Annotated in this window: 24 protein-coding genes and 1 tRNA gene; 18 read left to right on the top strand and 7 right to left on the bottom strand. The window is 42.4% G+C overall.

Translation table 11 applies throughout. The features are described from left to right. Window positions 1-444 precede the first annotated feature (444 nt). The 7 genes from DBR11_RS01185 to rodA all read left to right on the top strand — a co-directional run bounded on the left by DBR11_RS01185 (window position 445) and on the right by rodA (window position 8,321). Window positions 445-1,023, top strand: coding sequence for a phosphoribosylglycinamide formyltransferase (locus tag DBR11_RS01185; protein WP_108549779.1), 579 nt, complete (start codon window positions 445-447; stop codon window positions 1,021-1,023). Window positions 1,024-1,095: 72 nt separating this feature from the next. Continuing rightward, on the top strand, window positions 1,096-2,622 hold the full coding sequence (gene purH / locus DBR11_RS01190; protein ID WP_108549780.1) for a bifunctional phosphoribosylaminoimidazolecarboxamide formyltransferase/IMP cyclohydrolase: 1,527 nt from the start codon (window positions 1,096-1,098) through the stop codon (window positions 2,620-2,622). Between the two features lie 88 nt (window positions 2,623-2,710). Further along, window positions 2,711-3,733 (top strand): rod shape-determining protein, encoded by a 1,023-nt coding sequence (locus tag DBR11_RS01195; protein WP_048907325.1) that lies wholly within the window; start codon window positions 2,711-2,713, stop codon window positions 3,731-3,733. 29 nt (window positions 3,734-3,762) lie between these two features. Then, window positions 3,763-4,599 (top strand): rod shape-determining protein MreC, encoded by an 837-nt coding sequence (gene mreC / locus DBR11_RS01200; protein WP_108549781.1) that lies wholly within the window; start codon window positions 3,763-3,765, stop codon window positions 4,597-4,599. Beyond that, on the top strand, window positions 4,592-5,107 hold the full coding sequence (locus DBR11_RS01205; protein ID WP_108549782.1) for a rod shape-determining protein MreD: 516 nt from the start codon (window positions 4,592-4,594) through the stop codon (window positions 5,105-5,107). The genes mreC and DBR11_RS01205 overlap by 8 nt, the downstream gene beginning before the upstream one ends. After that, window positions 5,107-7,056, top strand: coding sequence for a penicillin-binding protein 2 (mrdA, locus tag DBR11_RS01210; RefSeq protein WP_108549783.1), 1,950 nt, complete (start codon window positions 5,107-5,109; stop codon window positions 7,054-7,056). Before DBR11_RS01205 ends, mrdA begins: the two co-directional genes overlap by 1 nt. Next, window positions 7,056-8,321, top strand: coding sequence for a rod shape-determining protein RodA (gene rodA, locus DBR11_RS01215; protein ID WP_369974411.1), 1,266 nt, complete (start codon window positions 7,056-7,058; stop codon window positions 8,319-8,321). Before mrdA ends, rodA begins: the two co-directional genes overlap by 1 nt. On the opposite strand, the gene DBR11_RS01220 is transcribed toward rodA, so the two are convergent. Continuing rightward, on the bottom strand, window positions 8,314-9,393 hold the full coding sequence (locus tag DBR11_RS01220) for a hypothetical protein (protein ID WP_146186435.1): 1,080 nt from the start codon (window positions 9,391-9,393) through the stop codon (window positions 8,314-8,316). The genes rodA and DBR11_RS01220 overlap by 8 nt on opposite strands. A gap of 101 nt (window positions 9,394-9,494) precedes the next feature. Here DBR11_RS01220 and DBR11_RS01225 point away from each other — a divergent pair, with 101 nt between their 5' ends. Continuing rightward, window positions 9,495-10,070: a thymidine kinase gene (locus DBR11_RS01225; RefSeq protein WP_108549786.1), complete on the top strand. Its 576-nt coding sequence runs from the start codon at window positions 9,495-9,497 to the stop codon at window positions 10,068-10,070. Between the two features lie 2 nt (window positions 10,071-10,072). On the opposite strand, the gene DBR11_RS01230 is transcribed toward DBR11_RS01225, so the two are convergent. Next, a complete protein-coding gene (locus DBR11_RS01230) occupies window positions 10,073-10,948 on the bottom strand; it encodes a LysR substrate-binding domain-containing protein (RefSeq protein WP_108549787.1) in 876 nt (291 codons plus the stop codon). Between the two features lie 99 nt (window positions 10,949-11,047). On the opposite strand from DBR11_RS01230, the gene DBR11_RS01235 reads away from it, so the two are divergent. Then, complete coding sequence (locus DBR11_RS01235) at window positions 11,048-12,286, top strand: MFS transporter (protein WP_199233735.1); 1,239 nt, start codon at window positions 11,048-11,050, stop codon at window positions 12,284-12,286. On the opposite strand, the gene DBR11_RS01240 is transcribed toward DBR11_RS01235, so the two are convergent. Next, window positions 12,279-13,571 (bottom strand): PepSY domain-containing protein, encoded by a 1,293-nt coding sequence (locus DBR11_RS01240; protein WP_108549788.1) that lies wholly within the window; start codon window positions 13,569-13,571, stop codon window positions 12,279-12,281. The genes DBR11_RS01235 and DBR11_RS01240 overlap by 8 nt on opposite strands. Before the next feature lie 139 nt (window positions 13,572-13,710). Here DBR11_RS01240 and DBR11_RS01245 point away from each other — a divergent pair, with 139 nt between their 5' ends. Genes DBR11_RS01245 through DBR11_RS01255 form a run of 3 tightly spaced genes read left to right on the top strand, consistent with a single transcriptional unit; the run spans window position 13,711 to window position 16,958 of the window. After that, window positions 13,711-13,911, top strand: a complete 201-nt coding sequence (locus DBR11_RS01245; RefSeq protein WP_108549789.1) for a KTSC domain-containing protein — start codon at window positions 13,711-13,713, stop codon at window positions 13,909-13,911. Window positions 13,912-13,925: 14 nt separating this feature from the next. Further along, the gene (locus tag DBR11_RS01250) at window positions 13,926-15,191 is read left to right on the top strand and encodes an MFS transporter (RefSeq protein WP_108549790.1); all 1,266 of its coding nucleotides are present in this window, start codon (window positions 13,926-13,928) and stop codon (window positions 15,189-15,191) included. A gap of 30 nt (window positions 15,192-15,221) precedes the next feature. Continuing rightward, a complete protein-coding gene (locus DBR11_RS01255; protein ID WP_108549791.1) occupies window positions 15,222-16,958 on the top strand; it encodes a thiamine pyrophosphate-dependent enzyme in 1,737 nt (578 codons plus the stop codon). A 54-nt stretch (window positions 16,959-17,012) separates the two neighbouring features. Here the strand turns inward: DBR11_RS01255 and DBR11_RS01260 are convergent, their stop codons facing one another. Beyond that, the gene (locus tag DBR11_RS01260) at window positions 17,013-17,450 is read right to left on the bottom strand and encodes a carboxymuconolactone decarboxylase family protein (protein WP_108549792.1); all 438 of its coding nucleotides are present in this window, start codon (window positions 17,448-17,450) and stop codon (window positions 17,013-17,015) included. Window positions 17,451-17,528: 78 nt separating this feature from the next. On the opposite strand from DBR11_RS01260, the gene DBR11_RS01265 reads away from it, so the two are divergent. The 5 genes from DBR11_RS01265 (at window position 17,529) to DBR11_RS01285 (ending at window position 22,748) form a co-directional block, all read left to right on the top strand. Continuing rightward, window positions 17,529-18,995, top strand: coding sequence for a PLP-dependent aminotransferase family protein (locus DBR11_RS01265; RefSeq protein ID WP_108549793.1), 1,467 nt, complete (start codon window positions 17,529-17,531; stop codon window positions 18,993-18,995). Between the two features lie 215 nt (window positions 18,996-19,210). After that, window positions 19,211-19,283 (top strand) — tRNA-Phe (locus DBR11_RS01270). Window positions 19,284-19,799: 516 nt separating this feature from the next. Beyond that, a complete protein-coding gene (locus DBR11_RS01275; protein ID WP_108549794.1) occupies window positions 19,800-21,095 on the top strand; it encodes a 4Fe-4S dicluster domain-containing protein in 1,296 nt (431 codons plus the stop codon). Between the two features lie 11 nt (window positions 21,096-21,106). Continuing rightward, a complete protein-coding gene (locus DBR11_RS01280) occupies window positions 21,107-21,907 on the top strand; it encodes a (Fe-S)-binding protein (protein ID WP_108549795.1) in 801 nt (266 codons plus the stop codon). Beyond that, on the top strand, window positions 21,897-22,748 hold the full coding sequence (locus DBR11_RS01285) for an MBL fold metallo-hydrolase (RefSeq protein WP_108549796.1): 852 nt from the start codon (window positions 21,897-21,899) through the stop codon (window positions 22,746-22,748). Before DBR11_RS01280 ends, DBR11_RS01285 begins: the two co-directional genes overlap by 11 nt. Here the strand turns inward: DBR11_RS01285 and DBR11_RS01290 are convergent. Next, window positions 22,660-23,136: a hypothetical protein gene (locus DBR11_RS01290; RefSeq protein WP_108549848.1), complete on the bottom strand. Its 477-nt coding sequence runs from the start codon at window positions 23,134-23,136 to the stop codon at window positions 22,660-22,662. The genes DBR11_RS01285 and DBR11_RS01290 overlap by 89 nt on opposite strands. Before the next feature lie 51 nt (window positions 23,137-23,187). Between DBR11_RS01290 and DBR11_RS01295 the strand changes: the two genes are divergently transcribed. Next, window positions 23,188-23,667, top strand: coding sequence for an ABC transporter ATPase (locus DBR11_RS01295; protein ID WP_108549797.1), 480 nt, complete (start codon window positions 23,188-23,190; stop codon window positions 23,665-23,667). Window positions 23,668-23,680: 13 nt separating this feature from the next. Here the strand turns inward: DBR11_RS01295 and DBR11_RS01300 are convergent, their stop codons facing one another. Together DBR11_RS01300 and DBR11_RS01305 are read right to left on the bottom strand one after the other, a co-directional pair. Next, window positions 23,681-24,541 carry a cyanophycinase gene (locus DBR11_RS01300; RefSeq protein ID WP_108549798.1) on the bottom strand — a complete coding sequence of 287 codons (861 nt, stop codon included), beginning with the start codon at window positions 24,539-24,541 and terminating at the stop codon, window positions 23,681-23,683. An 8-nt stretch (window positions 24,542-24,549) separates the two neighbouring features. Then, on the bottom strand, window positions 24,550-25,575 hold the full coding sequence (locus tag DBR11_RS01305) for an isoaspartyl peptidase/L-asparaginase family protein (protein ID WP_108549799.1): 1,026 nt from the start codon (window positions 25,573-25,575) through the stop codon (window positions 24,550-24,552). Between the last annotated feature and the right edge of the window lie 9 nt (window positions 25,576-25,584).

The raw sequence follows: 25,584 nt of genomic DNA on the forward strand, positions 1-25,584 counted from the left end.
TCAATATATTCAGCGTATTAAGATAGAAAAATCAGCATATATTTTTTATTTGAAATAAACTTTGGCCTGAAGATATAAATAAATGAACTGTGATCTATTCAAATACAACCTAAGCTTAGAATTCAGGCAACAACTTAACAGGCCTGAAAAACATTTCAACCCCTCCTCTGCTCCATGCCTGGCCTCTCTCCCTCTGCAATTTGCTACGGAAAATTTCCGTACGCTGCGGAAAGGCCTCAGAGATCTGCAGCTTTTTCAGCCGCCTGATATCCTTAGCCTTGAAACAGTCGTATAAAATTTTCCGACACAATCCCCCCTCATGTCCCTTTTGATAGCTCTTAATTTTAATCTAAACAGTTAAAATGCTATTTTTGGTTCAGAAAACACATACACAGTGATGAAAACCTGCTCAGCCAGCTTGAACACCAGAACAAATACACACCTATGAAAAAACGCGTTGCAATATTCGCCTCAGGCTCGGGCTCTAATGCTCAAAAATTGATGGAACACTTCAAAAACAGTCCAGAAGTGGAAATTGCCCTTGTACTCACTAATAATCCAGATGCCTACGTATTACAACGCGCCGACAATTTTGAAATTCCAAGTCATATTTTTGACAAGAATGAATTCTACAAAACAGATCATATAGTTGAACTGCTTAAAAACCTGGACATAGACCTCATCGTTCTTGCAGGATTCCTATGGCTCATTCCTAAAAGCCTGATTCACGAATATCCGGGGAGAATTGTGAACATCCACCCCGCCATTCTGCCAAAATTTGGAGGAAAAGGCATGTATGGAGATCATGTTCACCTGGCAGTAATGGAAGCCAAAGAACCAGAAGGTGGGATTACGATTCATTATGTGAATGAACATTATGACGAAGGTGAATACATTTATCAAGCTAAATACCGCATTGATAAAGATGACAATCTGGAGATGATTAAATTCAAAGGTCAGCAGCTAGAACACCTTCATTATCCCCGTGTTGTGGAGTCTATTTTAAAAAAGATCAGAAAGTAATTATTTTTATTAAATTCTCTTAAAAAATTATCGCTTAAAAATCCTAATTTTGCGGCTCAAAATTTTTCTCTGATGAGCCATTCAATAAAGATCAAAAACGCTTTAATTTCAGTTTATTACAAAGACGGTTTAGAACCTTTAGTTCGCCTGCTTGCGCAACAAGGTGTTCAATTATTCTCCACCGGAGGCACAGAACAGTTTATAAAAGACCTAAACCTGCCTGTTACCGCAGTAGAAGACCTTACAGGTTATCCTTCTATTCTGGGCGGTCGTGTAAAAACCCTGCACCCGAAAGTTTTTGGTGGTATCCTGAACAGGAGAAACCTGAATGACGATAAAGCACAGATTGAACAATATGAGATTCCTGAGATCGATCTGGTTATTGTAGATCTTTATCCCTTTGAAGAAACAGTAAAAGGCGGTGGTTCTGAAACAGACATCATTGAAAAAATTGATATTGGCGGTATTTCACTCATCAGGGCTGCAGCCAAAAACTTTAATGATGTTGTGATCTTAGCCTCTAAGGACGATTACGCAACCCTTCAAACACAATTGGAAGAGCAAAACGGAGAAACCACTTTAGCGCAGCGTAAAGCTTATGCTAAGAAAGCTTTCCATACCTCTTCGCATTACGATACAGCCATCTTCAATTATTTTAATAACGAAGAACCCCTGAATGTATTTAAACAAAGTATCAATACTGCGCAAACCCTGCGTTATGGAGAAAATCCGCATCAGCAAGGCGTATTCTATGGCAATCTGGATGAAATGTTCACCAAACTGAATGGTAAAGAACTTTCTTACAACAACCTGGTAGACGTAGACGCAGCTGTAGCTTTAATTGATGAATTCCAGGAGCCCACTGTAGCGATCCTGAAACACACCAATGCTTGCGGCCTCGCTTCAAGACCAACCATTTTAAATGCCTGGATAGATGCCCTGGCTTGCGACCCTGTTTCTGCCTTTGGAGGAGTACTGATTGCCAACCGCGAAATTGATTTGGCTACCGCTACAGAAATCAACAAGTTGTTCTTCGAAGTACTGATTGCCCCTTCTTATCAGCCTGAAGCTGTAGAATTATTTAAAGCGAAAAAGAACCGCGTTATCCTGCAAAGAAATGACGTAGAACTTTCTAATAAACAATTTAAAACACTTTTAAACGGTGTCATTGAGCAAGATAAAGATCTGGTGATCGAAGGTCCTGAACAAATGACTGCTGTAACAGAGAAAACAGCAACAGCACAGGAATTAAAAGACCTGTTCTTCGCCAATAAAATTGTAAAACACACCAAGTCTAACACCATTGTTTTTGTAAAGAACGATTGCCTGATTGCCAGTGGTGTAGGACAAACCTCAAGAGTAGACGCCCTTAAGCAAGCTATTGTTAAAGCAGAAGCTTTCGGTTTCAGTTTACAAGGTGCAGTAATGGCCTCAGATGCATTCTTCCCATTCCCTGACTGTGTTGAAATTGCTGCAGATGCAGGGATTACAGCCGTTTTACAGCCAGGTGGATCGATTAAAGATGCAGACTCCGTTAATAAAGCCAATGAGAAAGGTATTGCAATGGTTACTACGGGTGTAAGACATTTTAAACACTAATTTTTTTATCCCCAAATACAATAAAAAGACGTAGTTTTACATTAGTATAATACACAGATTTTTTTTAAATTATAATTATCACCTATAAATGGGTTTATTTAACTGGTTTACACAAGAGGTTGCTATCGATTTGGGCACCGCTAATACCCTGATTATACATAACGATAAAGTGGTTGTTGATGAACCTTCTATCGTTGCATTTGACAGACAAACAAACAAAATTATAGCTATAGGAAGGCAAGCCATGCAGATGGAAGGTAAAACCCACGATAACATCCGTACGGTTAGACCTTTAAAAGATGGTGTTATTGCTGATTTTAATGCCGCAGAAGCCATGATCAAAGGTATGATCAGAATGTTGAACGGTGGTAAAGGCTGGATGTTCCCTTCGTTAAGAATGGTGATCTGTATTCCTTCAGGTATTACTGAAGTAGAGAAACGTGCCGTACGTGACTCTGCTGAAATTGCCGGAGCTAAAGAAGTATACCTGATCCATGAGCCTATGGCCGCTGCGGTAGGTATTGGAATCGATGTAGAGGAGCCTATGGGTAACATGATCATTGATATTGGTGGTGGAACAACTGAGATCGCAGTAATTGCACTTTCGGGTATCGTTTGCGATCAGTCCATCCGTGTTGCCGGAGATAATTTTGACTCTGATATTGTGAATTACATTCGCCGTCAGCACAACATTATGATTGGTGACCGTACTGCAGAAAAGATCAAAATAGAAGTTGGTGCAGCTTTACCTGAATTACAGGACCCACCTGCAGATTTTGCAGTACAGGGAAGGGACCTGATGACAGGTGTACCTAAACAGATTACCGTTTCTTATACAGAAATTGCACACTGTTTAGACAAATCTATTTCTAAAATTGAAGAGGCGATCCTTAAAGCCCTGGAGATTACGCCTCCGGAACTTTCGGCCGATATTTACCAGACAGGTATTTACCTGACTGGTGGTGGTGCATTATTGCGCGGGCTGGATAAACGTGTTGCAGCAAAAACTAAACTGCCTGTTCACGTTGCTGAAGATCCGCTAAGAGCAGTAGTGCGTGGAACCGGTATCGCACTTAAAAACATCGGTGGATTTAAATTTTTAATGCAATAAAGATTGATGTAATCACATCGTAGAAAAATATGCGTAACCTTTGGATCTTTATAAACAGATATAACGCATTTTTCTTATTTATCATCTTTTTTACCATAGGCATTGTTCTTACTGTTAAGAACAATGCTTACCAGCGAAGTGTAACCCTGAATTCTACAAATGAAGTGGTTGGACAGGCCTATGAGAAACTGAACGTATTCAAAAGATATATGAACCTGGGGCAGGTAAACGATAGTTTAGCAAATGAAAACGCCAAGCTATATAGCCAGCTCCTGAAGATGAAGAATATAGACAGTGCCAAAAACACCACGGTTAAAGATACTACTACACACCAGCAGTATACTTATCTTGCAGCAAGGGTCATTAAGAATTCGATAACGCTTAGAAATAACGTCATCACCATTAATAAAGGAAGCCTGGATGGCATTAAAAAGGACATGGCCGTTATTTCACCTCAAAAGGGTGTTGTTGGCTTTATCCGCGATGTGTCTGATCACCTGGCTACCATACAATCTTTACTTCACAAAGACACCAAGATCAGTGTTACAACTAAAAAGAACAATGCGCTGGGTTCCCTGGTTTGGGGAGAGAAAAACTTCAATTATCAGAAAGCCTATATCAAGGATATTCCTAACCATTTTAAGATAAATCTGGGTGATACGATTGTAACTTCAGGTTTCGGTTCTTTTCCTCCTGGCATTCCTGTTGGCCGGGTAAGCAATGCCGGCATTGCCACAGGAGATAATTTTTTAACAATTGAAATCAATCTTTTTAACGATTTTAGTACCTTACAGTATGTTTACGTTATAAAAGATAAATTTGCCGAAGAGCAAAAAGCTTTAGAATCAAAATTACCAAATGAATAGCAGATTAGTCCTGATCAACATACTGAGGTGGTTTATCCTCCTTTTCATCCAGATTCTTCTGTTAAGAAATTTGAGCTTTTACAACCTGGCTACACCTTTCGTTTACGTTTTATTCCTACTCCTGCTTCCCTTTGGCGTCCCGAATCTGATCTTATATCTGATTGCTCTTGGTACCGGGCTGACTCTGGATGCTTTTTACGATACGCTAGGCGTTCATGCAGCAGCATGCGTAGCACTAACCTTTGTACGAATTACATTCATCTCAATCAGTGTTAACAGAGATGGCTTCGATGAACCCGAGCCTAGTTTAGGCAATATGGGATTTAAGTGGTTCTCCCTGTATGCCTTACTGTGTATATTTTCTCATCACCTGGTCCTTTTTGTACTGGAATCTTTCAAACCTGCGGAGCTTTCTTATACCCTGCTGCGCTGTTTAATGAGCGGGGCTTTTACCTGGCTGCTGATCATACTCATCGAATTCTTATTCTATAACAGGAGGCAACGCTAATGGATAACCTGTTTAGCCGTAAATACGTATTACAGGGGATTTTCATTGTCCTTGCCCTTGTCCTGATCGGCAAACTGTTTTATATGCAAGTGCTTAGCGATAAGTATTTCCTTTTATCCAATAACAATGTACTCAAGAAAATCTATACCTTCCCTGCCCGCGGAGTGATCTTTGACCGGAAAGGTAAAGTATTGGTACAAAATGAACCGGTATATGATTTACTCGTAATCCCTAACCAGGTTAAAGAATTTGATACACTGGAATTCTGTAATCTGATTGGCATTGATATGCCGGGCTTTAGAAAACGTTTTCATAAAGCGACCGTGCAATCCCGCTACCAGCCTTCAACCTTCGAAAAGCAATTGTCTGTTCAAACTTATGCAGCTCTGCAGGAAAAACTTTCCCGCTTTCCTGGCTTTTTTGTTCAGGGAAGAACGGTGAGACATTATCCCGATAGCGTTGCCGGACAATTTTTTGGCTATGTAAAAGAGGTAACCCAAAAGGACATAGACGACAACGATGGCTATTACCGCCCAGGTGATTATATTGGAAAAGCTGGCGTTGAAAAGCAATACAACGATGCACTGCGTGGAGAACGCGGGGTGATCAATATGTTGTATGATGCCAGGAACGTGCCCCAGGGCAGTTATCTTGAAGGCAAATTCGATACCCTGGCCAAATCCGGAGAAAAGGTCGTTTCATCCCTGGATATTGATATCCAGAAACTGGGTGAGCAACTGATGACCAATAAGGTTGGAAGTATTGTGGCCATAGAGCCTTCTACCGGTGAAGTTCTTGCTTTTGTGAGTAGCCCCGGGTATGACCCAAACCGCATGGTGGGTCGGCAGCAAGGCAACAACTATATGGATATTTTTGGACAGCCCAACCGTCCATTCCTGGTCAGACCAATTTCAGGCTATTACTCACCAGGCTCTTCCTTTAAGCCTTTGGATGACTTGATTGCCCTGCAGGAAGGCGTAATTACCCCGGATATGACTTTTAATTGCCCGGGAGTTTACTGGGCTGGTAACCATCCTGTAAAATGTGAACATGTAGATGGCAACATCAGTTTAAGAAGGGGTTTGGCCCGTTCCTGTAACGTGTATGCCTGCCATGTATTTCAGAAACTGATGACGCAAAGCCGTTTTAAAAATCAGAAACAGGCCTATGACGAATGGCAAGCCAAGGTGAGGAAATTCGGTTTAGGGCAGAAACTGGACATAGATATGCCTTTTGAACGTAAAGGGACCTTGTTTACTTCAGATCAATATACAAAAAGGTTTGGCAAGTACTGGCAATACACCACAGTGATCTCCCTGGCCATTGGACAGGGTGAAATGAGTGCAACACCTTTACAGATGGCAAATATTATGGCTATTATTGCCAACAAGGGCTATTATATCAAACCCCATCTGATCAAATCCATTGGCGACAGAAAGGTCATTAAAAAGGATTATGTTCAGAAGAACTATGTAGATGTGGATGCTGCCCATTTTGAACCCGTTATTGATGGTATGCAGGATGCGGTAAATGCACCTTGGGGAACAGCCAACGCCTCAAGGATCCCTAATATCATGATGTGCGGAAAGACCGGAACAGTACAGAACCCGCATGGAAAGAACCACTCGGTATTTATTGGTTTCGCCCCGAGGGATAATCCAAAAATTGCCATTGCTGTTATTGTAGAAAATGCAGGTTACGGTGGTACTTATGCGGCCCCGATTGCCAGTTACTTAACAGAAAAATATCTGACAGGTACCATTTCTGCCGGAAGAGCAGAAAAAGCAGAGGCGATGAAAAAAATAAGTGCCCTACCAGAACTGCCAAAGCCAAAGATCAAGGTTCTTCCAAAAAATGCCGACTCTGCCGGAAAACAGCCATCAGTTCCGGCCACTGCACCCCAAAGTAATACGGCCCTTAACACTAAAAATACAGCAGCTACACCATGATCAATCCGCAGCAAAGCAACAGATTCTTTTTTAATGTAGATTGGGTAACCATCCTGATTTATATTGCACTCTGTGCTGTGGGTTTTGTAAATATTTACGCTTCTAAATACAATCCTGAAATAAGTGATGTGTTCAATTTCAACAGTAACTATGGGAAACAGCTCATCTTTATTGGATCTGGTCTGATTCTGGGCTTCTCTATTTTATTGATGGATGCCAAATTCTTCAGCATATTTGCCCCGGTGATCTATGGAATCACCATGTTCCTGCTTCTGGTGGTACTGGTGGTTGGACGGAACGTTGGAGGGAACCAGGCCTGGATTCCACTGGGCTCCTTCCGTTTACAACCATCTGAGTTTGCTAAATTTGGTACAGCACTCTTGCTGGCCAGATACATCAGCTCTTTTAATCCTAAGCTGACCAATTTAAAATCCATACTTATTGCAGCTGCCATTATTCTCTTGCCAATGGCATTGATCATGCTCCAGCCAGATGCAGGATCAACATTGGTTTTCCTTTCTTTTATGTTCCCTTTGTACAGAGAAGGTTTGCCAGGCTATTTACTCGTTATTTTCTGGGGTGCCGTGGTTTTATTTATCCTGAATCTTTATCTTCAGCCCGTTATCCTGATCTCTTCCATCCTGATATTGGGAGGGCTTTTTGTGTATTTCAACAGAAAGAAAATGCAAAGGATGATCATGATTACGGTGATCACGATTTCTGCTATAGGCTATCTGTTTGTAGCTAAGATCTTGTTTGAAAAGGTGCTGCAGCCTCATCAGCGCACACGTATAGAATTGATCCTCGGACTTAAAACAGACCCTAAAGGTGCAGGTTATAATGTGAACCAGAGTAAAATTGCTATAGGTTCGGGTCAGGTACTGGGCAGAGGGTTTTTACTGGGTACACAGACCAAGTATGGTTATGTACCGGAACAGAGCACTGACTTTATTTTCTCCACTATTGGCGAGGAATGGGGTTTTGCCGGATGTTTTGTCGTGATTGGTTTGTATGTCTTCTTGCTGGTCAGGGTGGTCAATATTGCCGAACGACAGCGATCTGTGTTTTCCAGGGTATATGGGTACAGTATGGCCTGTATTATCTTTTTCCACGTATTTATAAACATCGGCATGGCTATAGGCTTAATGCCGGTTATAGGAATCCCCCTACCCCTCATTAGTTATGGAGGTTCTTCCCTGTGGAGTTTTACGGTATTGATTTTTATTTTTCTGAAACTGGATTCTAACCGGATGGGCTTTATTTAGCAGGGAAACGTCTGTTCAGTAACTCATAAAAACGATCTACGGTAGCCTGTTTCGACTTCCAGTCGTTCTTTACCGCATAGTTATTCTGCAGAAAGGCATCTGCTGTTTTAAAGTCGGGCATCTTATTGACCAGATCAATAACTTCAGCATAAGCCAGGTTATATCCGTTAAAAAGATCCTTAATATAAAGCAATTTATCGTTCAGACTAATGGCTTGCTTCAGATCTGCAACTTCTGCCTTGGCAGGCTCTGATTTCATACCGCCACCCAGTAGTTCGTTCAATGTAGGTTTCACCGGCGCATCAGGAATGGTGTTTTGCACCGGCTGTTGGTTCCGCTCCGCTATATCTTCTTTAAATAAGTCTTGCTGTTGTATACTTTCCTTCACTGGAGGTATTGGAGTCTCCACGATGTTCTGAACCGGAATTTCCTCAACAATTTTGTCTTCATTATCTACAAGAAAAGGTTCCGGCCCCACTTCATCCTCTTCTTCGGGAGCAGCAGCTTCTTCTTCTTTCTTCTCTCTGAGTTTTTGCTTCTGAGCAATGATGCGCTGCTCTTCTTCACTTAAAGGTCTGTCAAAAATATCACCAACCTCCCTCTCTTCGAATTCGAACTTATCAGATATCGGATGCTCGCTTAAAATAAATTCAAAAGTAGCAGGGTCTTTATCTAATTTAAATATCTCTTCGTTCAACACAGCCGTTGGAGGAGTTACTGCTACAGGCACTTCCTCCTGCAGATAAGGAACTTCAATCGAATCTTCTTCCTCTTTCCGAAGGGCAACAGGAATTTCTTCGGCTTCCTCTGCTTTTGCAGGAACAACTACTGGCTGCTCTGCGATAACTTCCTCATGTTGTACCTCAGGTTCCGGCTGTATTTTAGCTGCTGCAGCATGATTTGCCTTTCTCACAATCTGTACATGGTCAGTTAAGAAATTAGCATTAGCCAGAAATAACTCCAACTCTAATTCGTTGAGATTTTGAGGGTTTTGAGCTAAAAACTGGTATTGCTCCTGAAGTTCTGAAAGTATCAGTCCGATTTTTTTAAAAAGATCCTCTTGGTTCATCATAGATTAATAACGGTAAAATGGCTGTTTTATGTTGGTAACTTGACATTCAAAAGTACTACAAAATTTCGATATTAGCCGGCTCTAAAGATTCAACAGACAAGATGTTATTCAGCGAACAAAATTACAGCAGGGGAGCATACCGTGGGAGCATTGAAGTAATTTGCGGCTCTATGTTTTCCGGAAAGACAGAAGAGCTCATCAGAAGGCTTAAAAGGGCAGAAATTGCAAAATTAAAGGTAGAGATCTTTAAACCTAAAACCGATATCCGTTATGATGAAACCGCCGTGGTTTCCCATGACCTGAATTCCGTACAGTCTACCCCTGTTGACAACTCTTCAGCTATTCTTTTCCTGAATGCCGATACCCAGGTGGTTGGGATTGACGAAGCACAGTTCTTTGATGAAGATCTTCCTGAAGTCTGTAATAAATTAGCCGCCAAAGGCATCCGTGTAATTGTTGCTGGTCTGGATATGGACTTTTCGGGTAAGCCTTTCGGACCGATGCCAGCCTTAATGGCCATTGCTGAAATAGTGACCAAGGTACACGCAGTATGTGTATGCTGTGGTAGCCCGGCTATGTACTCTTACCGGAAAGTAGCCAGCGAGGCCAGGGTATTACTTGGAGAAAAGGAAAGCTACGAGCCAAGATGCCGTTACTGTTATAATACCAAAGATTAATTTCACCACAAGATTTTACCCAGTTCTTCCAGGAACAGCGTAGCTGCTTTTTTCTTGTATACCCCTTTTTGCCATAAGATAAAGGCTTGTTTATACCGTTCTTTACCGGCAATAGGAATAGCGATCAGGCTGTCCCAGGTTAAAATCGCTTTTTCGTTTAATATCGTGACCCAGGAAGTACTTTCAACCAGGGTGAGCAGGGAGTTAACCTCATTCATCTCTATCCTGATTTTAGGCTCAATGTTTTTCTTATTAAACAATTCATTCACATAATCCCGGGAGCTGAAGCCCTTGCCGGGAAGGATCAGTTCCAATGTTGCCAGTTCATTTACAGAGATTTTTTTAAGCGAGGCCAGGGGATTTTTCCTGGAGACCACCATCATGATCCTGGATGAAAAAAGGGGCTGCATTTCGAGCCCTTCATTATCAGATTCTTCATGAAAGGTTAAAATAATATCCAATTCTGCAGCTTTGAGTTTTAACTCCAGTAACTCGGGTGTACCGTACTCAATAAAAATCTTAATTCCCGGATACTTGGAAGAGAAGGGAGAAAGTGCTGGCAGGACCATAGAACTGAAAGCGTAGGTTACTCCGATCTTCAGATCACCCGCCTCCAGGTTATTGAGTTCATTGATGGCTTGCTTTGATCGCTTTACATCCTGTAGTATCTTTTTGGCATGCAACAGAAAAACACCCCCTGCTTCCGTAAGCCGGACATGTTTTCCAATCCGGTCAAAGAGCAACATTCCCAACTCCTCTTCCAGCTGTTTGATCTGCTGTGATAAAGTAGACTGGGTTACAAAACAAGCTGCCGCAGCTTCCGTAAAATGAAGGTATTCTGCCGCTTTTACAAAATAATTCAGTTGTCTGATCTCCATAATTAATCGTTAAAATTAATCAAAATCATTAAAACAATCAATTTTACAACTCGATTGTTTATGCCGAAATTTGTAATGTCTTTAAGACACCTGTGAAACATGAATATATTTAGATCTTTAAAGTACCGTAATTTCAAACTCTTTTTTTATGGCCAAAGCATTTCATTAATAGGAACATGGATGCAAAAAACAGCGGTAAGCTGGCTGGTATACCGCTTAACGGGATCCGCTCTTTTACTTGGTCTGGTGGCTTTTGCCAGTCTTATCCCCTCTCTTATCCTTTCCCCTTATGCAGGGAGTTTAATAGACAGACACAACCGTTATAAAATCCTGGTGATTACCCAGGTGATCTCCATGCTCCAGGCTGGTGCACTGGCTGCAATCATTTTCTTTAAGTTTTATAATATCCCATGTATTATCTTTCTAAGTTTGGTACAAGGAATTATCAATGCCTTTGATGTAACCTGCAGGCAATCTTTAATGGTTGAAATGGTAGATCAAAAAGAAGATCTTCCAAATGCCATAGCACTTAATTCGACCATGTCCAATATGGCCCGTATTGTAGGGCCTGCTTTTGCCGGGGTTATCCTCAGTACTTTCGGTGAAGACATTTGTTTTATTGGCAACTTCCTGAGCTACATCCCAGTACTGGCATGTATGTTTATGATGAAACTGAACCTTAGTGTGACCGAGAGGCCACAAAAAAGCATCTGGGTAGAGCTGGAAGAAGGTTTTAAATATGTATCGGGTGACCGTCAACTGAGCAGCATGATCTTGATGATTGGGGTAAGCAGCTTGTTCGTCATCCCCTTCAATACCCTCATGCCGATCTTCGCTAAAGATCTGTTTCATGGAAATGCAGGCACATTCAGCTGGTTCGAAAGTGCAGCAGGGCTGGGCTCCGTGATCAGCGCCATGTACCTGGCAAATTTAAGATCTGCGAAACCTTTAATGCGGATCATGGTGATTGCCAGTACCGTATTTGGCCTCAGCCTGATTCTTTTGGCCTATTCAGGAATTTTATCGCTGGCCTTGGTTTTTATGACCTTTAGCGGCCTTGGAATGATGGCACAGACTTCAGCAATCAACACGTATATACAAACACATACCATCCCAGCTATGAGGGCACGGGCCATCAGCTATTATATTATGGCCTATCAAGGGATGATCCCGATTGGAAGTTTGATCATTGGATGGACAGCACAAGCCTTTGGACCAAGACTGGCAGTTTGTCTCGCGGGCTTAATTGGTCTTTGTGCAACCGGACTATTCGTGGTCTACAAAACCAAACGCTCCGGCCGTCAAATCTCTATGCAAAGCTTGCTTCACCTTAGATAACTGCAGGCTCAAAATGTTTACGTACAGGCACTGCTTTTTTAGATTTTGACTTCTTCATCTTGTTCACCCAGATCAGTGTGCCTGTAACAGGCAAACTGGTCGCAATCAGGCAGGCAAAGAAATAAATAATCTTCGTAAACATTCCGTACAGTTCCCCGGTGTGAATCGCTTTTATCGACCCGGAAACACGCTGGTTAAAAGGCAGATCAGCAAAGCGTTCTGTTTTTATCACTTTTGCTGTATATTGATCCATCACAATACGGTCGGCTGCTGCAGGCGCAAAGAAGCCAATCTTTGTTTTACTGATATTCAATGCGGCACTGGAATCTGCAGGGAGATTCAGCAGGTAGTCTCCAGGATAATCCAATACCGTAGATGCGGCATGAAGGTAGTCTGCGATCAGGGGTTTTTCTGCCGCTCCAGCAGGAACCACCGATTGAGGTCCTCTTTTTTCTTTTTCCTTTTCCTGGGCATAGGTTCCAAGCATTTTCCTTAACCCGGTTCTGTACCAGTCAAAGCCCCATTGCGGACCTGTAGAGCCCATACAAAAAAGGAAAATACAAGCATAAAATCCAAGGGTATTGTGTAAGTCGTGGTTGGTTCTTTTCCAGCTTCCACTGGTTTTTACCTTAAAACCCTGTTTCCAGGATTTGATTTTCCTGGGTACCCAAAGTGCGATTCCCGAAAGCACACCTATGGTAAAGAGAATAGCCGAAACTCCAGTAATGTATCCCCCTAGTTTACGGTTATCCAATTCCCCAAAAATTGGCTTCTCAATTTTATCCAGCAACAACCATCTGTGCAAACTGAAAATAGTCGTCATGAAATTAACCGTTACTGATCTAACTTCTTTTGAATTGCCCAGTATCTGGGCGGTATAGGGATTCACATAATAGACAACAGGTTTAGCTTTCCCCTTTTCTTTACCCTCAGGCTTATCTGCTCTTTTATGTTCCCCTTTTTTCTTATCCCCTTCTTTTTTTCTTACACCAAACTGCCAGGAGCGTCCGGCATCAGCAGGTACCCTTAGGGAAACAACCTTTCCTTTACTTGCTGTTTCCACTGCAGCCAATAACTGTTCAGCAGACAGGACATGCTGACCTGCCTTTTGTTCAACCCTATACAATTCTGGTGTCGCAGCTTCCCGGATCTCATCGTTAAATACATAGATCGTTCCGCAGAAACAAACGACCAGCACAATCAACCCTATAGCGAGCCCAATCCATAAATGGACATCATTTAGAAATTTGCGCGTTTTTGCCCAGTTGGTATCCTTTTTCTTCATTAGATTTAGCTGATGGGAATTATTTGTTTCCCCAAAAATACTATTTGGAATTAAAATAAATAAGCCCAATCAAAAATAAAATTCAAAACAGCAGGCTTGGCACAGTTTTATACACTTTTTTAACGTAGAATCTTTTGGTATGCCCTCTTCTGTTGTTGCATCTATGAGTTATATCCCCGAAAGCGCTATTTTAAGGATTACTTATGTTTCGGGAAGGGTTTATGAATACAAGGATGTCCCCAGACATGTGTATGAAGCGATGAAAGCTGCAGGATCCAAGGGTAGATATTTAAATGAGTTCATTAAAGGACACTACGCTTATAAGCAAGTACTTGATTAGTTAATCCTTCCAAAATGGACACTATAAAAACAGCCTCTCCCACAAAGTACTATGTTATTGCCTGGGTTTTCGGACTCTTATTTTATTTTCTGGATTATGTGGTACGTTCTTCTCCAGCTGTCATGATTCCACAGCTTTCAGGGGCTTTTGGCGTCTCCACTGTTGGACTGGTTAGTATTGTCGGCACCTATTATTACACTTACTCTACCTGCAGTCTGATTGCAGGTATTGCTCTGGATAGATTTGGTGCTAAATATTCATTATTTGCCGGGGCCTTGATTCTTGGCCTGGGTTGCCTTCTTTTTGTAATTTCCAACTATTATACCGGGGTCACCGGCCGGTTACTGCAAGGGGCAGGCTGCGCCTTTGCTTTTCCTGGCTGTGTCTATCTGGCAACCAAAGGCTTTTCCCCAAGGTCCCTGGCTACGGCTATAGGTTTTACGCAATGCCTGGGTATGCTGGGTGGCTCTGCGGGTCAGTTTGTGGTAGGCCCACTGATGGAGAGGGGAATGGATGAAACCTATTTCTGGACTGCCACTGGTCTGATCACCATACTTGTTGCTGTCGGATTACTTCTTATTACGCCGCACAACAGACAGGAACATACGACATCGAAAGATCTCCATGCGCCGGGATTTTTAAGCCCTTACAAAGTAGTATTTTCCAACAAACAGTCCTGGCTTTGTGGCATTATATCTGGATTGCTTTTTGCGCCAACAACTATTTTTGCCATGACATGGGGAGTTGCATTTTTTCAAAAAGACCGGAACATGGACTTCCATACCGCAACTCTGGCCAGTGCAATGGTTGCTATGGGCTGGGTATTTGGTTGTCCGCTTTTAGGCTACCTGACCGACAAAATCGGCCGGCGTAAACCCGTTTTAATTGGGGGTGCCTTGCTAATGATCCTGAGTTTGATCCAATTGCTATTCCTTCCTGATCTTGTGCCTGCATTTGTGAGTACTTTTACTTTAGGTGTAGCTTCCGGAGCGGCGATGATCCCTTATTCTGTGATCAAAGAATCTAATCCTGACCACGTAAAAGGCAGTGCTACGGGTGCCATCAATTTCATCACGTTTGGAGTAACCACATTGCTCAGCCCTTTGTTCAGCAGGTTCTTTGGAAAAACCCTCGAAGCTGCTACAGACAAGACAGGCCATTTTCAATCTGCCGGCTTATTCTGGATTGCCGGAATTGGACTGGCCATTGTGGTTAGCCTGTTCCTAAAAGAAACAGGGCAAGGCGCAAACAAAGCACCAGTTAATCCCGTTACAGTTTAAAACAAATCATATTCACTTAAAAATACAGTCATGAGTAAAAAGGTTGCAGATCAAATTGTAGACATGCTGGCTGGCAATGGCATTAAAAGAATATATGCAGTTACCGGTGATAGTTTAAATGAACTGAATGATGCTGTCAGAAGAGACGGCCGCATTAAGTGGGTACACGTACGGAATGAAGAGGCCGGAGCTTTCGCAGCAGCGGCAGAGGCCGAGCTCAACGGCCTGGCCTGTTGTGCAGGAAGCAGCGGTCCCGGACATGTGCACCTGATTAACGGACTATACGATGCGCATCGTTCTGGTGTACCAGTTATTGCCATTGCTTCTACTTGTGCAACCCATGAATTTGGCACTGACTATTTCCAGGAGACAAATACCATCCGGCTATTTGATGACTGTAGTCATTACAACCAAATTGCCAATACTCCTATGCAGGCTGCAAGAATGCTTCAGGCAGCCATACAGCACGCCATTCATAAAAAAGGTGTTGCAGTATTTGGACTTCCTGGTGATGTGGCTTCCCTTCCTGCAGAAGAAAGTGTTGCTTCCACTCAAAATTACCTGAATACGCCGGTGATCCGTCCATCTGACGGAGAACTAAGCCAACTGGCAGAAATCCTGAACGCGGCATCTAAAGTGACCATCTTCTGCGGAATTGGTGCAGAAGCGGCACATGATGACGTAGTCGAACTGGCCCGCATTCTGAAAGCACCCATTGGTTATTCTTTCAGAGGAAAAATGGGGATTCAGTATGACAACCCCTACGAAGTGGGCATGACCGGCTTGCTGGGACTTCCAGCAGCTTATCACAGCATGCACGAAGCCGATGTATTACTCCTTTTGGGCACAGACTTTCCTTATGCACCCTTCATTCCTACAGACAAAAAGATCATACAGATTGATGATAAACCAGAAAAACTTGGCCGCCGCGCGAAACTGGACATGGGTTTATGCGGTAAGATAGAAGATACCCTGAAAGCGCTCTTCCCTTTACTCCAGGTCAAAAGTGATGATAGTTTCCTTAAAGCTCATCTTCATCTGTATGACAAGGTTAAGGAGAACCTGCTCACCTATGTAAATGACAATGGCAAAAAAGAAGCTATTCATCCTGAATTTGTAGCCTCTGTGATCAATGAACTAGCCAACAGGGATGCAATCTTCACGGTTGACACTGGAATGTGCTGTGTTTGGGGTGCGCGCTATATTGATGCTACCGGACAGAGAAAGCTCTTGGGTTCATTTAATCACGGGTCCATGGCCAATGCCATGCCAATGGCAATAGGTGCCGCCTTATCCAATCCAGACAGACAAGTGATTGCCCTATGTGGAGATGGAGGAATATCTATGCTTTTGGGAGATCTTGCCACCATAAAACAATACAACCTACCTGTTAAACTAGTTGTTTTTAACAATCGGGCTTTGGGTATGGTGAAACTGGAAATGGAAGTTGCAGGCCTTCCAGATAATGAAACGGATATGATAAACCCTGATTTTGCATTAGTGGCACAAGCCATGGGGTTCAAAGGAATTACAGTTACTGAGCCAGATCAGGTAAAAATTGCATTAACAGAGGCTTTCCAGCACGATGGGCCAGTACTGGTCAATGTATTTACAGATCCGGAAGCATTGGCTATGCCACCAAAAATAGAATTTGAACAAATGAAAGGATATGCAGTAACCATGGGAAAGATGATCCTGGGCGGAAAAATGGATGAGGTCCTTGCAACCGTAAAATCAAACTATAAACATTTAAAAGAAATGTTTTAAAAATTAAAGAAGTGGGTATTTTTTCGCCCACTTCTTTAAGTATTACCCTTCCTGCTATTCTGCATGAAGGCCGGTCGTAATTCCAAGACGGTTCCAGGAATTGATGGTGATGATGGCCATAATCACTTCTGTAAGATATTGCTGTCCGAGCAATTCCAGGGCATGGTCATAAACTGCATCAGACACCCCATGCTTAGACAACACAGTCATTTCTTCTGCCAAGGCCAGAATCGCACGCTCCTGCTTTGAATAAAAAGTAGCTTCTCTCCAGGCGTCCAGTAAATAGATTCTTTGTTCTGTTTCTCCAAGATTCCGGGCATCTTTGGTATGCATGTTTAAACAAAATGCACAACCATTTATTTGAGATACTCTGATCTTGATCAATTCTGCATGAATTTTATCTAAACTACTTTCGTTGAGGTATTTCTCTAGTCCAAGCATCGCTTTATAAGCTTTCGGATCCGATTCAGGTACTGATTTTCTTTTTGACATGATGTTAAATATTTTATTCAAATTTACCGCTGTTATGGACTAAATTAGCATCCAGTTTTTAAAAACCAAATAGTCCAGATGCTACCTTTTCCAACCTTTGTTTCACTCGACAGATCTTCAACGATTGCCTTGTATCTTCAAATATCAAACGGTCTTGTAAACGCGATCAGCTCAGGGCTTCTGACGCCTGGAGCGAGGCTTCCCGGAACCAGAGAACTGGCTAAATTACTGGATGTTCACAGAAAAACCATTATTGCCGCCTACGACGAACTTTATGCACAAAGCTGGATAGAGGTAGAACCTAAAAAGGGCGCCAGGGTGGCTCAAAACTTACCAGGACTTAAAGCCAGGTCCTGGAACAAGGAACCCAAAACCGGCTATGAAGGAAAAATGGCAGTTTCCTTTTACAGCTCTCCCCACAAAGTTCAGTTTCCGGTTTCCCCTGTCATTGCCCCCGATCTGGTGATCAATGAAGGACTCCCGGACACCAGACTAGCACCGCTAGACCTGCTTTTCAGAGAATACCGCAGCAGGCAAAAAAGTGCCTCTTCTAATAAGATGGTTCAGGGCCAGGCTACAGGTTCACTGTTTCTCAGAGAAAGCCTGGTTCCCTATCTGGCAGAAACCCGGGGGCTACATGTAGACAGTTCAAATATCATGATTACCCAGGGTGCACAAATGAGCATCTATCTGGCTGCGAACCTGCTTTTAAAAACAGGAGATAAAGTCATTGTTGCAGAACCAAGTTATTTTCTGGCCAATGCTGTTTTTGCACAGGCTGGGGCACAGATTTTACGTGTTCCTGTAGATGGCCAGGGCATGGACATTCAGGCAGTGGAACAACTTTGTGCAAAAAACAAGATCAGAATGCTATACGTAATTCCTCACCACCACCACCCCACCACAGTTACGTTAAGCCCGGAACGTCGTATGCATTTGCTGGAACTCGCCGCCCGGTATAATTTTGCCATTGTGGAAGATGATTATGACTACGATTTTCACTACACTTCAGCCCCCTATCTTCCACTGGCAAGCAGCAAGCATGAAGGGAGGATCATCTATATCGGATCCTTTTCCAAAACCTTATCTGCCAATGTACGGATCGGATTTATGATTGCTCCTTCCGGCTTTATCGAAGAAGCAGGAGACAGAAGACGCCTTATAGACCTTAGAAGCGATCAGCTACTAGGGGATGCACTAGCCGTACTCATTAATAACGGTGATATTGGCCGCTATTTAAAAAAAACAAATAAGACTTATCTGGAGCGCAGGGACCATTGCTGTAACTTGCTGGATCGGCATCTGAAAGATTTAGTAGAGTATCAGAAGCCTGATGGCGGCATGGCCATCTGGGTAAAATTTAAAGATTCATTACTTTTAAGAGACGTCGCTTTACGTGCTGCCATAAAAGGTTTACAGATTTCTGATGGCGAATTATACAATACGCATAAAATTTCCTACAATTCTTTAAGAATTGGCTTCGCCTCCCTAACCCCGGCAGAAATGGAAAAAGCAATATTGATCCTGAAAGAGGCAAGCAGATAATTTTTTTTAAAAAAAAATTATTTTTTTTTCTCCAAAAAACTTTCATCTAAATAATTCACCTTTAGAAACTTAACCCTTTGTAATGTATATTCATTCTCAATTAAAATCATTTCTTCAACTATTTATTTCAACTTTTTTTCAAATAAAATTTGGAGTTAAAAAAAAAGAAACTACATTTGCACTCCCAACCGAAGGGAATTACACAAAAACAAAATGGTGCGGTAGCTCAGTCGGTAGAGCAAAGGACTGAAAATCCTTGTGTCGCCGGTTCGATCCCGGCCCACACCACTTCAAAAGCCCCAGAGAAATCTGGGGCTTTTTTTGTTTCCCCGACGTTCATGACCATTAACGGAATTAAAGCACCTGCAAGGACTTCTCTTGTTGGCTTTAATTTTGCTATATATAAATTATAAACTATTTAAATAACGTTTCTAGCTCTTAACAAAACAATATGGGTTACCAGGATCATAAATGCCGTAAGTGTGGAACAGATTTCCACTATCAGGTGCCACGCTCCTTTTTTTTAAAACATGTGCTGGGTTTTCTGCCGGTAAGAATCTATTGGTGTCCAAAGTGCACCACCAACCGGTATGTCTGGATCAAATAGATCCAGTCATTTCATACATCGGTTAATTGTAAATTTTAAGAATTTTTAAGCCTCCTGATTTTAACTATTTAATTGGGCAACAACAACTATAGGCCGAATTTTATTTAAAACTCTTCTAAATTTCACATTTTATGCATGCATAATAATCTTGTTTTACGTGAATTAGCTTAACTTAGCGTGACCAAAGATATTGAAGAATGATAGCACAAATCCTGTTTATAGCCCTCTTTATTGCTGCTGTAGCCTTATTCAGCTATAATGCAAAAAAAGTGGTCCGCAACATTCGCCTCGGTAAGCCAGCGGACCGTTCAGATCAACCGCAAAAAAGATTGATGACCATGCTTAAGGTGGCCTTTGGTCAGACGAAAATGTTCTTCCGTCCTATTCCTGCTTTTCTCCACTTATTGGTATACGCAGGCTTTGTTATTGTAAACATAGAAGTGCTGGAAATCATGATCGATGGAGTAGCCGGTACCCATAGAATCTTTCATGGCCTCGGTGGCTTATACAATGTCCTTATTGGGGCATTTGAATTTCTCGCTTTAGGCGTTTGGATATCCTGTGCATTGTTTTTAATCCGCAGAAATGTACTTAAGCTAAAAAGATTCAGTGGTGTAGAGATGACCAGCTGGCCTAAATCAGATGCAAATTATATCCTGATCACAGAAATCCTGTTGATGACTGCTTTTTTGACGATGAATGCTGCCGATGCGAAATTACAAGCATTGGGCTACGGACATTACGTGACCGCAGGTGCTTTTCCCGTGAGCCAGTTCCTTCAAAATCTATTACCGGATAGTGCTTCTTCCCTGGTGACCATTGAACGCGGCTGCTGGTGGTTCCATATCATTGGTATTCTGGCCTTCCTGAATTATTTACCCTATTCAAAACATTTCCATATTCTTTTTGCCTTTCCAAATACTTATTTCTCCAATCTGGAGCCAAAAGGCGAATTCAGCAATATGCAAAGTGTAACCAATGAGGTGAAAGCCATGCTGGATCCGTCTTTTACACCGGAGCCAGCAGAACCTGGACGTTTTGGCGCTAAGGATGTAAATGACCTGAGCTGGGTTAATCTGATGAATGCTTATACCTGCACTGAATGTGGCCGCTGTACTTCGGTATGCCCGGCCAACATTACCGGCAAATTACTTTCACCAAGAAAGATCATGATGGATACCCGCGACAGGTTAACTGAAGTTGGAAAAAACATAGATAAGTCTGGAAATGGATTTGATGATGGTAAATCTTTATTAGATACTTATATTAGCCGGGAAGAAATTTGGGCTTGTACCAGTTGTAATGCCTGTACCAATGCCTGCCCGATCAATATCGATCCACTGGCCATTATCACCGAACTGAGAAGATATGCCGTAATGGAAGAATCTCAGTCTCCTGCAAGCTTAAATGCGATGATGGGTAATATTGAAAATAACGGTGCGCCCTGGAAATATTCTCCTGCAGATCGTTTGAACTGGGCTAAAGAAAACTAAAAGAGCTGAAGATGAGCGAGCAATTAAACTTTGAAGTGCCAACAATGGCAGAACTAATAGCCAAAGGCGAAGAACCAGAGATTTTATTTTGGGTAGGCTGTGCCGGCAGCTATGATGAACGCGCACAGAAAACTACCCGTGATATCTGTAAGATCCTACATCATGTTGGTTTAAAATATGCCGTATTAGGTACGGAAGAAAGTTGCACAGGAGACCCTGCTAAACGCGCAGGCAATGAATTCCTGTTCCAGATGCAAGCAATGACCAATATTGAGGTATTGAACGGCTACAACATCAAAAAAATTGTAACCGGCTGCCCGCATTGCTTTAACACGATAAAAAATGAATATCCGGGATTGGGCGGCAGCTATGAAGTAATCCATCATACCCAGCTTATACAGCAATTGATAGACGAAGGAAAGCTGAAAGCTGAAGGTGGCGAAAGTTTCAAGGGCAAAAAGATCACTTATCATGACCCTTGTTATCTGGGCCGTGGAAATGATGTATATGAAGCACCCCGCAAGGCCCTGGAGGTCTTGGATGCCCAGCTTGTCGAAATGAAACGCTGTAAATCTAATGGTCTTTGTTGCGGTGCAGGTGGCGCCCAGATGTTTAAAGAACCCGAAAAAGGCAATAAGGACATCAATATCGAACGCATTGAGGAAGCATTGGAAACCAATCCACAAATCGTCGCTGCATCCTGCCCTTTCTGTATGACGATGCTGAGTGATGGTGTGAAATTGAAGGACCAGTCAGAAAATGTAAAGGTCCTGGACATCGCAGAAATAACAGCCAGAGCAAATGGATTGTAATACGCTCTTTATAACTTCCCTGAATTCCGGAAGTAACGGAAACTGCTACTATGTGGGAAATCATGAAGAGGCCGTTTTAATCGATGCCGGTATTTCCTGCAAGGAAACAGAGATCAGAATGAACCGGCTGGGATTATCCATGCATAGCATTAAGGCTATTTTCATCTCCCATGAACACTCCGATCACATCAGAGGACTGACTGTTCTGGCAAAAAAATACCAGCTTCCGGTTTATATTACCGCAGGAACCTTATTAAATTGTAAACTAAAACTAAAAGATGACCTGATCAGGCCGCTAAGTGGAGCACAAACTATTCATATTGGCAACCTGAGCATCAGCTCTTTTCCAAAAATTCATGATGCAGCAGAACCACATAGTTTTATGGTGGCTTGCGGCGAAACCAGAGTTGGGATATTCACTGATCTCGGTGTTGTTTGTGAACAGTTGATACACCACTTTAGGCAATGCCATGCAGCCTTTCTGGAGGCCAACTACGACGAAGATATGCTTCATCAGGGAAGTTATCCCTACTATCTAAAAAGACGCATTAGCGGCGGACAGGGCCACTTATCCAATAGACAGGCACTGGCACTTTTCCTGGAACATAAGCCTGCCCATATGTCTCATTTACTGCTGGCTCACCTTTCCCGGGACAATAACGCCCCCGAGCTGGTTCAGGAGCTATTCAACCTTCATGCCCATGGCACCCAGGTTGTGGTAGCATCCAGATATGAAGAGAGCCCTGTTTTTACTATCGGGCAGCCAGTTGGACATTCATCCGGTGAAAACGCGCCGACACTTCTGCAAGATCTTCAGGTTCCATATCCTTCAGCGGGATAGAGAGAAAGGAAGCCATACTGTCGATATCTCCTTTTTTGTCATTATAGGTTTGTACAATAACATCTTCACCGCTGGTCCGCATAAATAAACGTCCGTTTTTTACAGTGCCATAATAATCCAGGTCTTTAAATTTACTGAAGTTGAAAGAAAAATATTCTATCTTTCCATTGTTGAAATGTCGCTTATACCTGCAAAACCCATTGTTGGTAACATAGAGCTCATATTGCTTAACATCTGCACCCTGATGGCTGATGTCATAATGATCTGTTAATTTCTTCTGAACATACAGCGCCTCTTCATCGATCAGGTTTGATGCACAAAAGGCACACAAAACCAGCCCTGAACAAGCTAATACCACTGATTTTAAGTTTATTGTAAACTTTTTCATTGCGTCAGGCATTTACTTATCCTAATTTAAATAAAATGTTAAATTTGTAGTATGAGTTTTTCTCCACAATCTAAAGTTTGGGTTTACCAAAGCGACCGTGAATTTAGCAGCACAGAGGTTGCCGCAATTCAACAACAACTGAATGCCTTTACTGAGCAATGGAAGGCACATGGCCATCAGCTAAAAGCAAAAGCAGAGGTTATTTACAATTTTTTTATTGTTATCACTGTAGATGAAGCCTCAGCCGGGGTAACCGGGTGCTCTATTGATGCTTCTGTACGCGTATTGAAAGACATCGAGCAAACCTATAAGGTTGATCTGTTCAACCGGTTCAATATGGCTTTCAAAATTGACGGAAGAGTAGCAGTCAACAATAAAGAAGATTTCGAAACACTGGTCAATATCAAAAAGATCGGACCCAAAACCATTGTATTCAATAACCTGGTTCAAACCCTGGAAGAATTTGAGACCAAATGGGAGGTACCTTTTGAAAAAAGCTGGCACAACACGCTGTTTGCACATCTGTTGTAACCAGCAATTTTGATTATTTGAGTTTAAACTGATCTCCTTGTGTATAAATGGAAAATTTGAGGCCATCCATTTTAATCAGGTGATTTTTGTCTGCCTTTAAGTTAACCGGGTCTGCTATCCTTAAGACCTGGCTGGTGCCGGCAATTTTAACTGTTTTCCCATGGATGATGATGGCAGTATCTTCATCTATACCAATACAGTCGAAATCCGGATGAGCGTTTAAGGCCGATAATAATCTATTGTAGCGGCTCCGTTTCATAAAGTGCTGGTCAATAATCACTGTTTCAACCAGCCCCATACCTTCTTCGAATTCTACATTTCCATCCCATAACTTATCAAACGTCGCATGATAAGTGGTATCGCCAAGCAATTGCTCACCGGTAATCATATACTTACTCATCACAGCCGCCCCTGCACTTGTACCCGCAACGGTAGCGCCGTTTTGATAAGCCTGGTGGATGGCTTTATACACCGGGGTATGCAGAACAACCTTCATAAAACGATTCTGGTCGCCTCCAGTAATAAAAATCAGCTTTGCTCCTTTTAAAGAATCCAGCCATTGCTGGTTATTGACTGTAGATGCATCAAAATTCAGGCAGCCAATAGCATTAACGGAAGCTGCCGACAGCTGTTTGGAAATAGATTTGAAAGAAGCTTCCGGTTCCCCACTCGACATAGGAAGTACGATCATGTAATCTTTCTCTTTTAACCCGGCTGTTTTAATCAGCGTTTGAACCAGTTCTGCCGAACGAAGCCCCCCACCAACAATAAAAAGGTTGCCTTTAGCCGCAGTACCGGATTGTGCCCAGCCTTTTGCTCCAATGAATAACAATAGGACAGCCAGAATAAGTGGCCTGAAAATTCTATAATTCATCTGTCTGTTTATTTATAGATTTGAATTTCTATTTTACCCTCTGCAGTAACTGTTCCCCTGTACATTCCTTCGGTATTGAATGGCATAGCTACATTTCCCTTTCTGTCCATAGCAATTAGTCCACCATCACCTCCCATTTTCCCTACTTTGTCCAGCACAGCCTTTGATGCGTCTGATACAGACATTTTCTTATACTCCATCATCGCTGAGATATCATGCGCTACAACATTACGGATATAGAATTCTCCCCAACCGGTACAGGAAATCCCTGCGGTTTCGTTATTGGCATAGGTCCCTGCGCCAATGATGGGAGAATCACCAACCCTTCCATATTTCTTATTGGTCATCCCTCCTGTAGAGGTACCTGCGGCCAGATTCCCCATATGGTCTAGTGCCACAGCGCCTACTGTTCCAAATTTATAATCTCTGTTGATGGTCCCCAGTTTCATAGATTTTTTACTTCCATGATCGAGCACCGCTTTTACAGAATCCTCTTTAATAGCTTCCTGCAATCCTTTCCAGCGCTCTTCAGTAAAGAAATATTTAGGATCAACAATCGTCAATCCCGCCTGTTTCGCAAAAGCTTCCGCTCCGGGACCAACCATCATCACATGTTCAGATTTCTCCATCACTGCCCTTGCTGCACTAATTGGATTACGGATCACGGTCACTCCTGCCACTGCACCAGCCATCAACGTTTTACCATCCATGATCGCTGCATCCATTTCATTCCTGCCATCGTGTGTAAAAACTGCACCTTTGCCTGCATTAAACAAAGGAGAATCTTCCAACACATGAATTGCAGCTTCTACCGCATCTAAACTGGTCTTACCGGCTTTGATCAGTTCATAGCCTTTTTGAAGCGCCAGGGTCAAAGCAGCTGTATAAGCAGCTTCTTTTTCAGGCGTCATGTTCTTTTTAAGGATCGTCCCTGCGCCGCCGTGGATCACCATTACATATTTTTGCTGCGCATAAGTGGTCAGGCAAGTACATAATAAGAGTACCACAAAACAATAACTGAATTTCAATTTCATATTCTTTAG

The sequence above is a fragment of the Pedobacter sp. HMWF019 genome (assembly GCF_003061025.1).
Taxonomy (GTDB): Bacteria; Bacteroidota; Bacteroidia; order Sphingobacteriales; family Sphingobacteriaceae; genus Pedobacter.

Bases quoted from the DNA above. Each gene is read 5' to 3' on its own strand.
- DBR11_RS01185 (WP_108549779.1), top strand. From the start codon at position 445: ATGAAAAAACGCGTTGCAATATTCGCCTCAGGCTCGGGCTCTAATGCT.
- purH (WP_108549780.1), top strand. From the start codon at position 1,096: ATGAGCCATTCAATAAAGATCAAAAACGCTTTAATTTCAGTTTATTAC.
- DBR11_RS01195 (WP_048907325.1), top strand. From the start codon at position 2,711: ATGGGTTTATTTAACTGGTTTACACAAGAGGTTGCTATCGATTTGGGC.
- mreC (WP_108549781.1), top strand. From the start codon at position 3,763: ATGCGTAACCTTTGGATCTTTATAAACAGATATAACGCATTTTTCTTA.
- DBR11_RS01205 (WP_108549782.1), top strand. From the start codon at position 4,592: ATGAATAGCAGATTAGTCCTGATCAACATACTGAGGTGGTTTATCCTC.
- mrdA (WP_108549783.1), top strand. From the start codon at position 5,107: ATGGATAACCTGTTTAGCCGTAAATACGTATTACAGGGGATTTTCATT.
- DBR11_RS01220 (WP_146186435.1), bottom strand. From the start codon at position 9,393: ATGATGAACCAAGAGGATCTTTTTAAAAAAATCGGACTGATACTTTCA.
- DBR11_RS01225 (WP_108549786.1), top strand. From the start codon at position 9,495: ATGTTATTCAGCGAACAAAATTACAGCAGGGGAGCATACCGTGGGAGC.
- DBR11_RS01230 (WP_108549787.1), bottom strand. From the start codon at position 10,948: ATGGAGATCAGACAACTGAATTATTTTGTAAAAGCGGCAGAATACCTT.
- DBR11_RS01235 (WP_199233735.1), top strand. From the start codon at position 11,048: ATGAATATATTTAGATCTTTAAAGTACCGTAATTTCAAACTCTTTTTT.
- DBR11_RS01240 (WP_108549788.1), bottom strand. From the start codon at position 13,571: ATGAAGAAAAAGGATACCAACTGGGCAAAAACGCGCAAATTTCTAAAT.
- DBR11_RS01245 (WP_108549789.1), top strand. From the start codon at position 13,711: ATGCCCTCTTCTGTTGTTGCATCTATGAGTTATATCCCCGAAAGCGCT.
- DBR11_RS01250 (WP_108549790.1), top strand. From the start codon at position 13,926: ATGGACACTATAAAAACAGCCTCTCCCACAAAGTACTATGTTATTGCC.
- DBR11_RS01255 (WP_108549791.1), top strand. From the start codon at position 15,222: ATGAGTAAAAAGGTTGCAGATCAAATTGTAGACATGCTGGCTGGCAAT.
- DBR11_RS01260 (WP_108549792.1), bottom strand. From the start codon at position 17,450: ATGTCAAAAAGAAAATCAGTACCTGAATCGGATCCGAAAGCTTATAAA.
- DBR11_RS01265 (WP_108549793.1), top strand. From the start codon at position 17,529: ATGCTACCTTTTCCAACCTTTGTTTCACTCGACAGATCTTCAACGATT.
- DBR11_RS01275 (WP_108549794.1), top strand. From the start codon at position 19,800: ATGATAGCACAAATCCTGTTTATAGCCCTCTTTATTGCTGCTGTAGCC.
- DBR11_RS01280 (WP_108549795.1), top strand. From the start codon at position 21,107: ATGAGCGAGCAATTAAACTTTGAAGTGCCAACAATGGCAGAACTAATA.
- DBR11_RS01285 (WP_108549796.1), top strand. From the start codon at position 21,897: ATGGATTGTAATACGCTCTTTATAACTTCCCTGAATTCCGGAAGTAAC.
- DBR11_RS01290 (WP_108549848.1), bottom strand. From the start codon at position 23,136: ATGAAAAAGTTTACAATAAACTTAAAATCAGTGGTATTAGCTTGTTCA.
- DBR11_RS01295 (WP_108549797.1), top strand. From the start codon at position 23,188: ATGAGTTTTTCTCCACAATCTAAAGTTTGGGTTTACCAAAGCGACCGT.
- DBR11_RS01300 (WP_108549798.1), bottom strand. From the start codon at position 24,541: ATGAATTATAGAATTTTCAGGCCACTTATTCTGGCTGTCCTATTGTTA.
- DBR11_RS01305 (WP_108549799.1), bottom strand. From the start codon at position 25,575: ATGAAATTGAAATTCAGTTATTGTTTTGTGGTACTCTTATTATGTACT.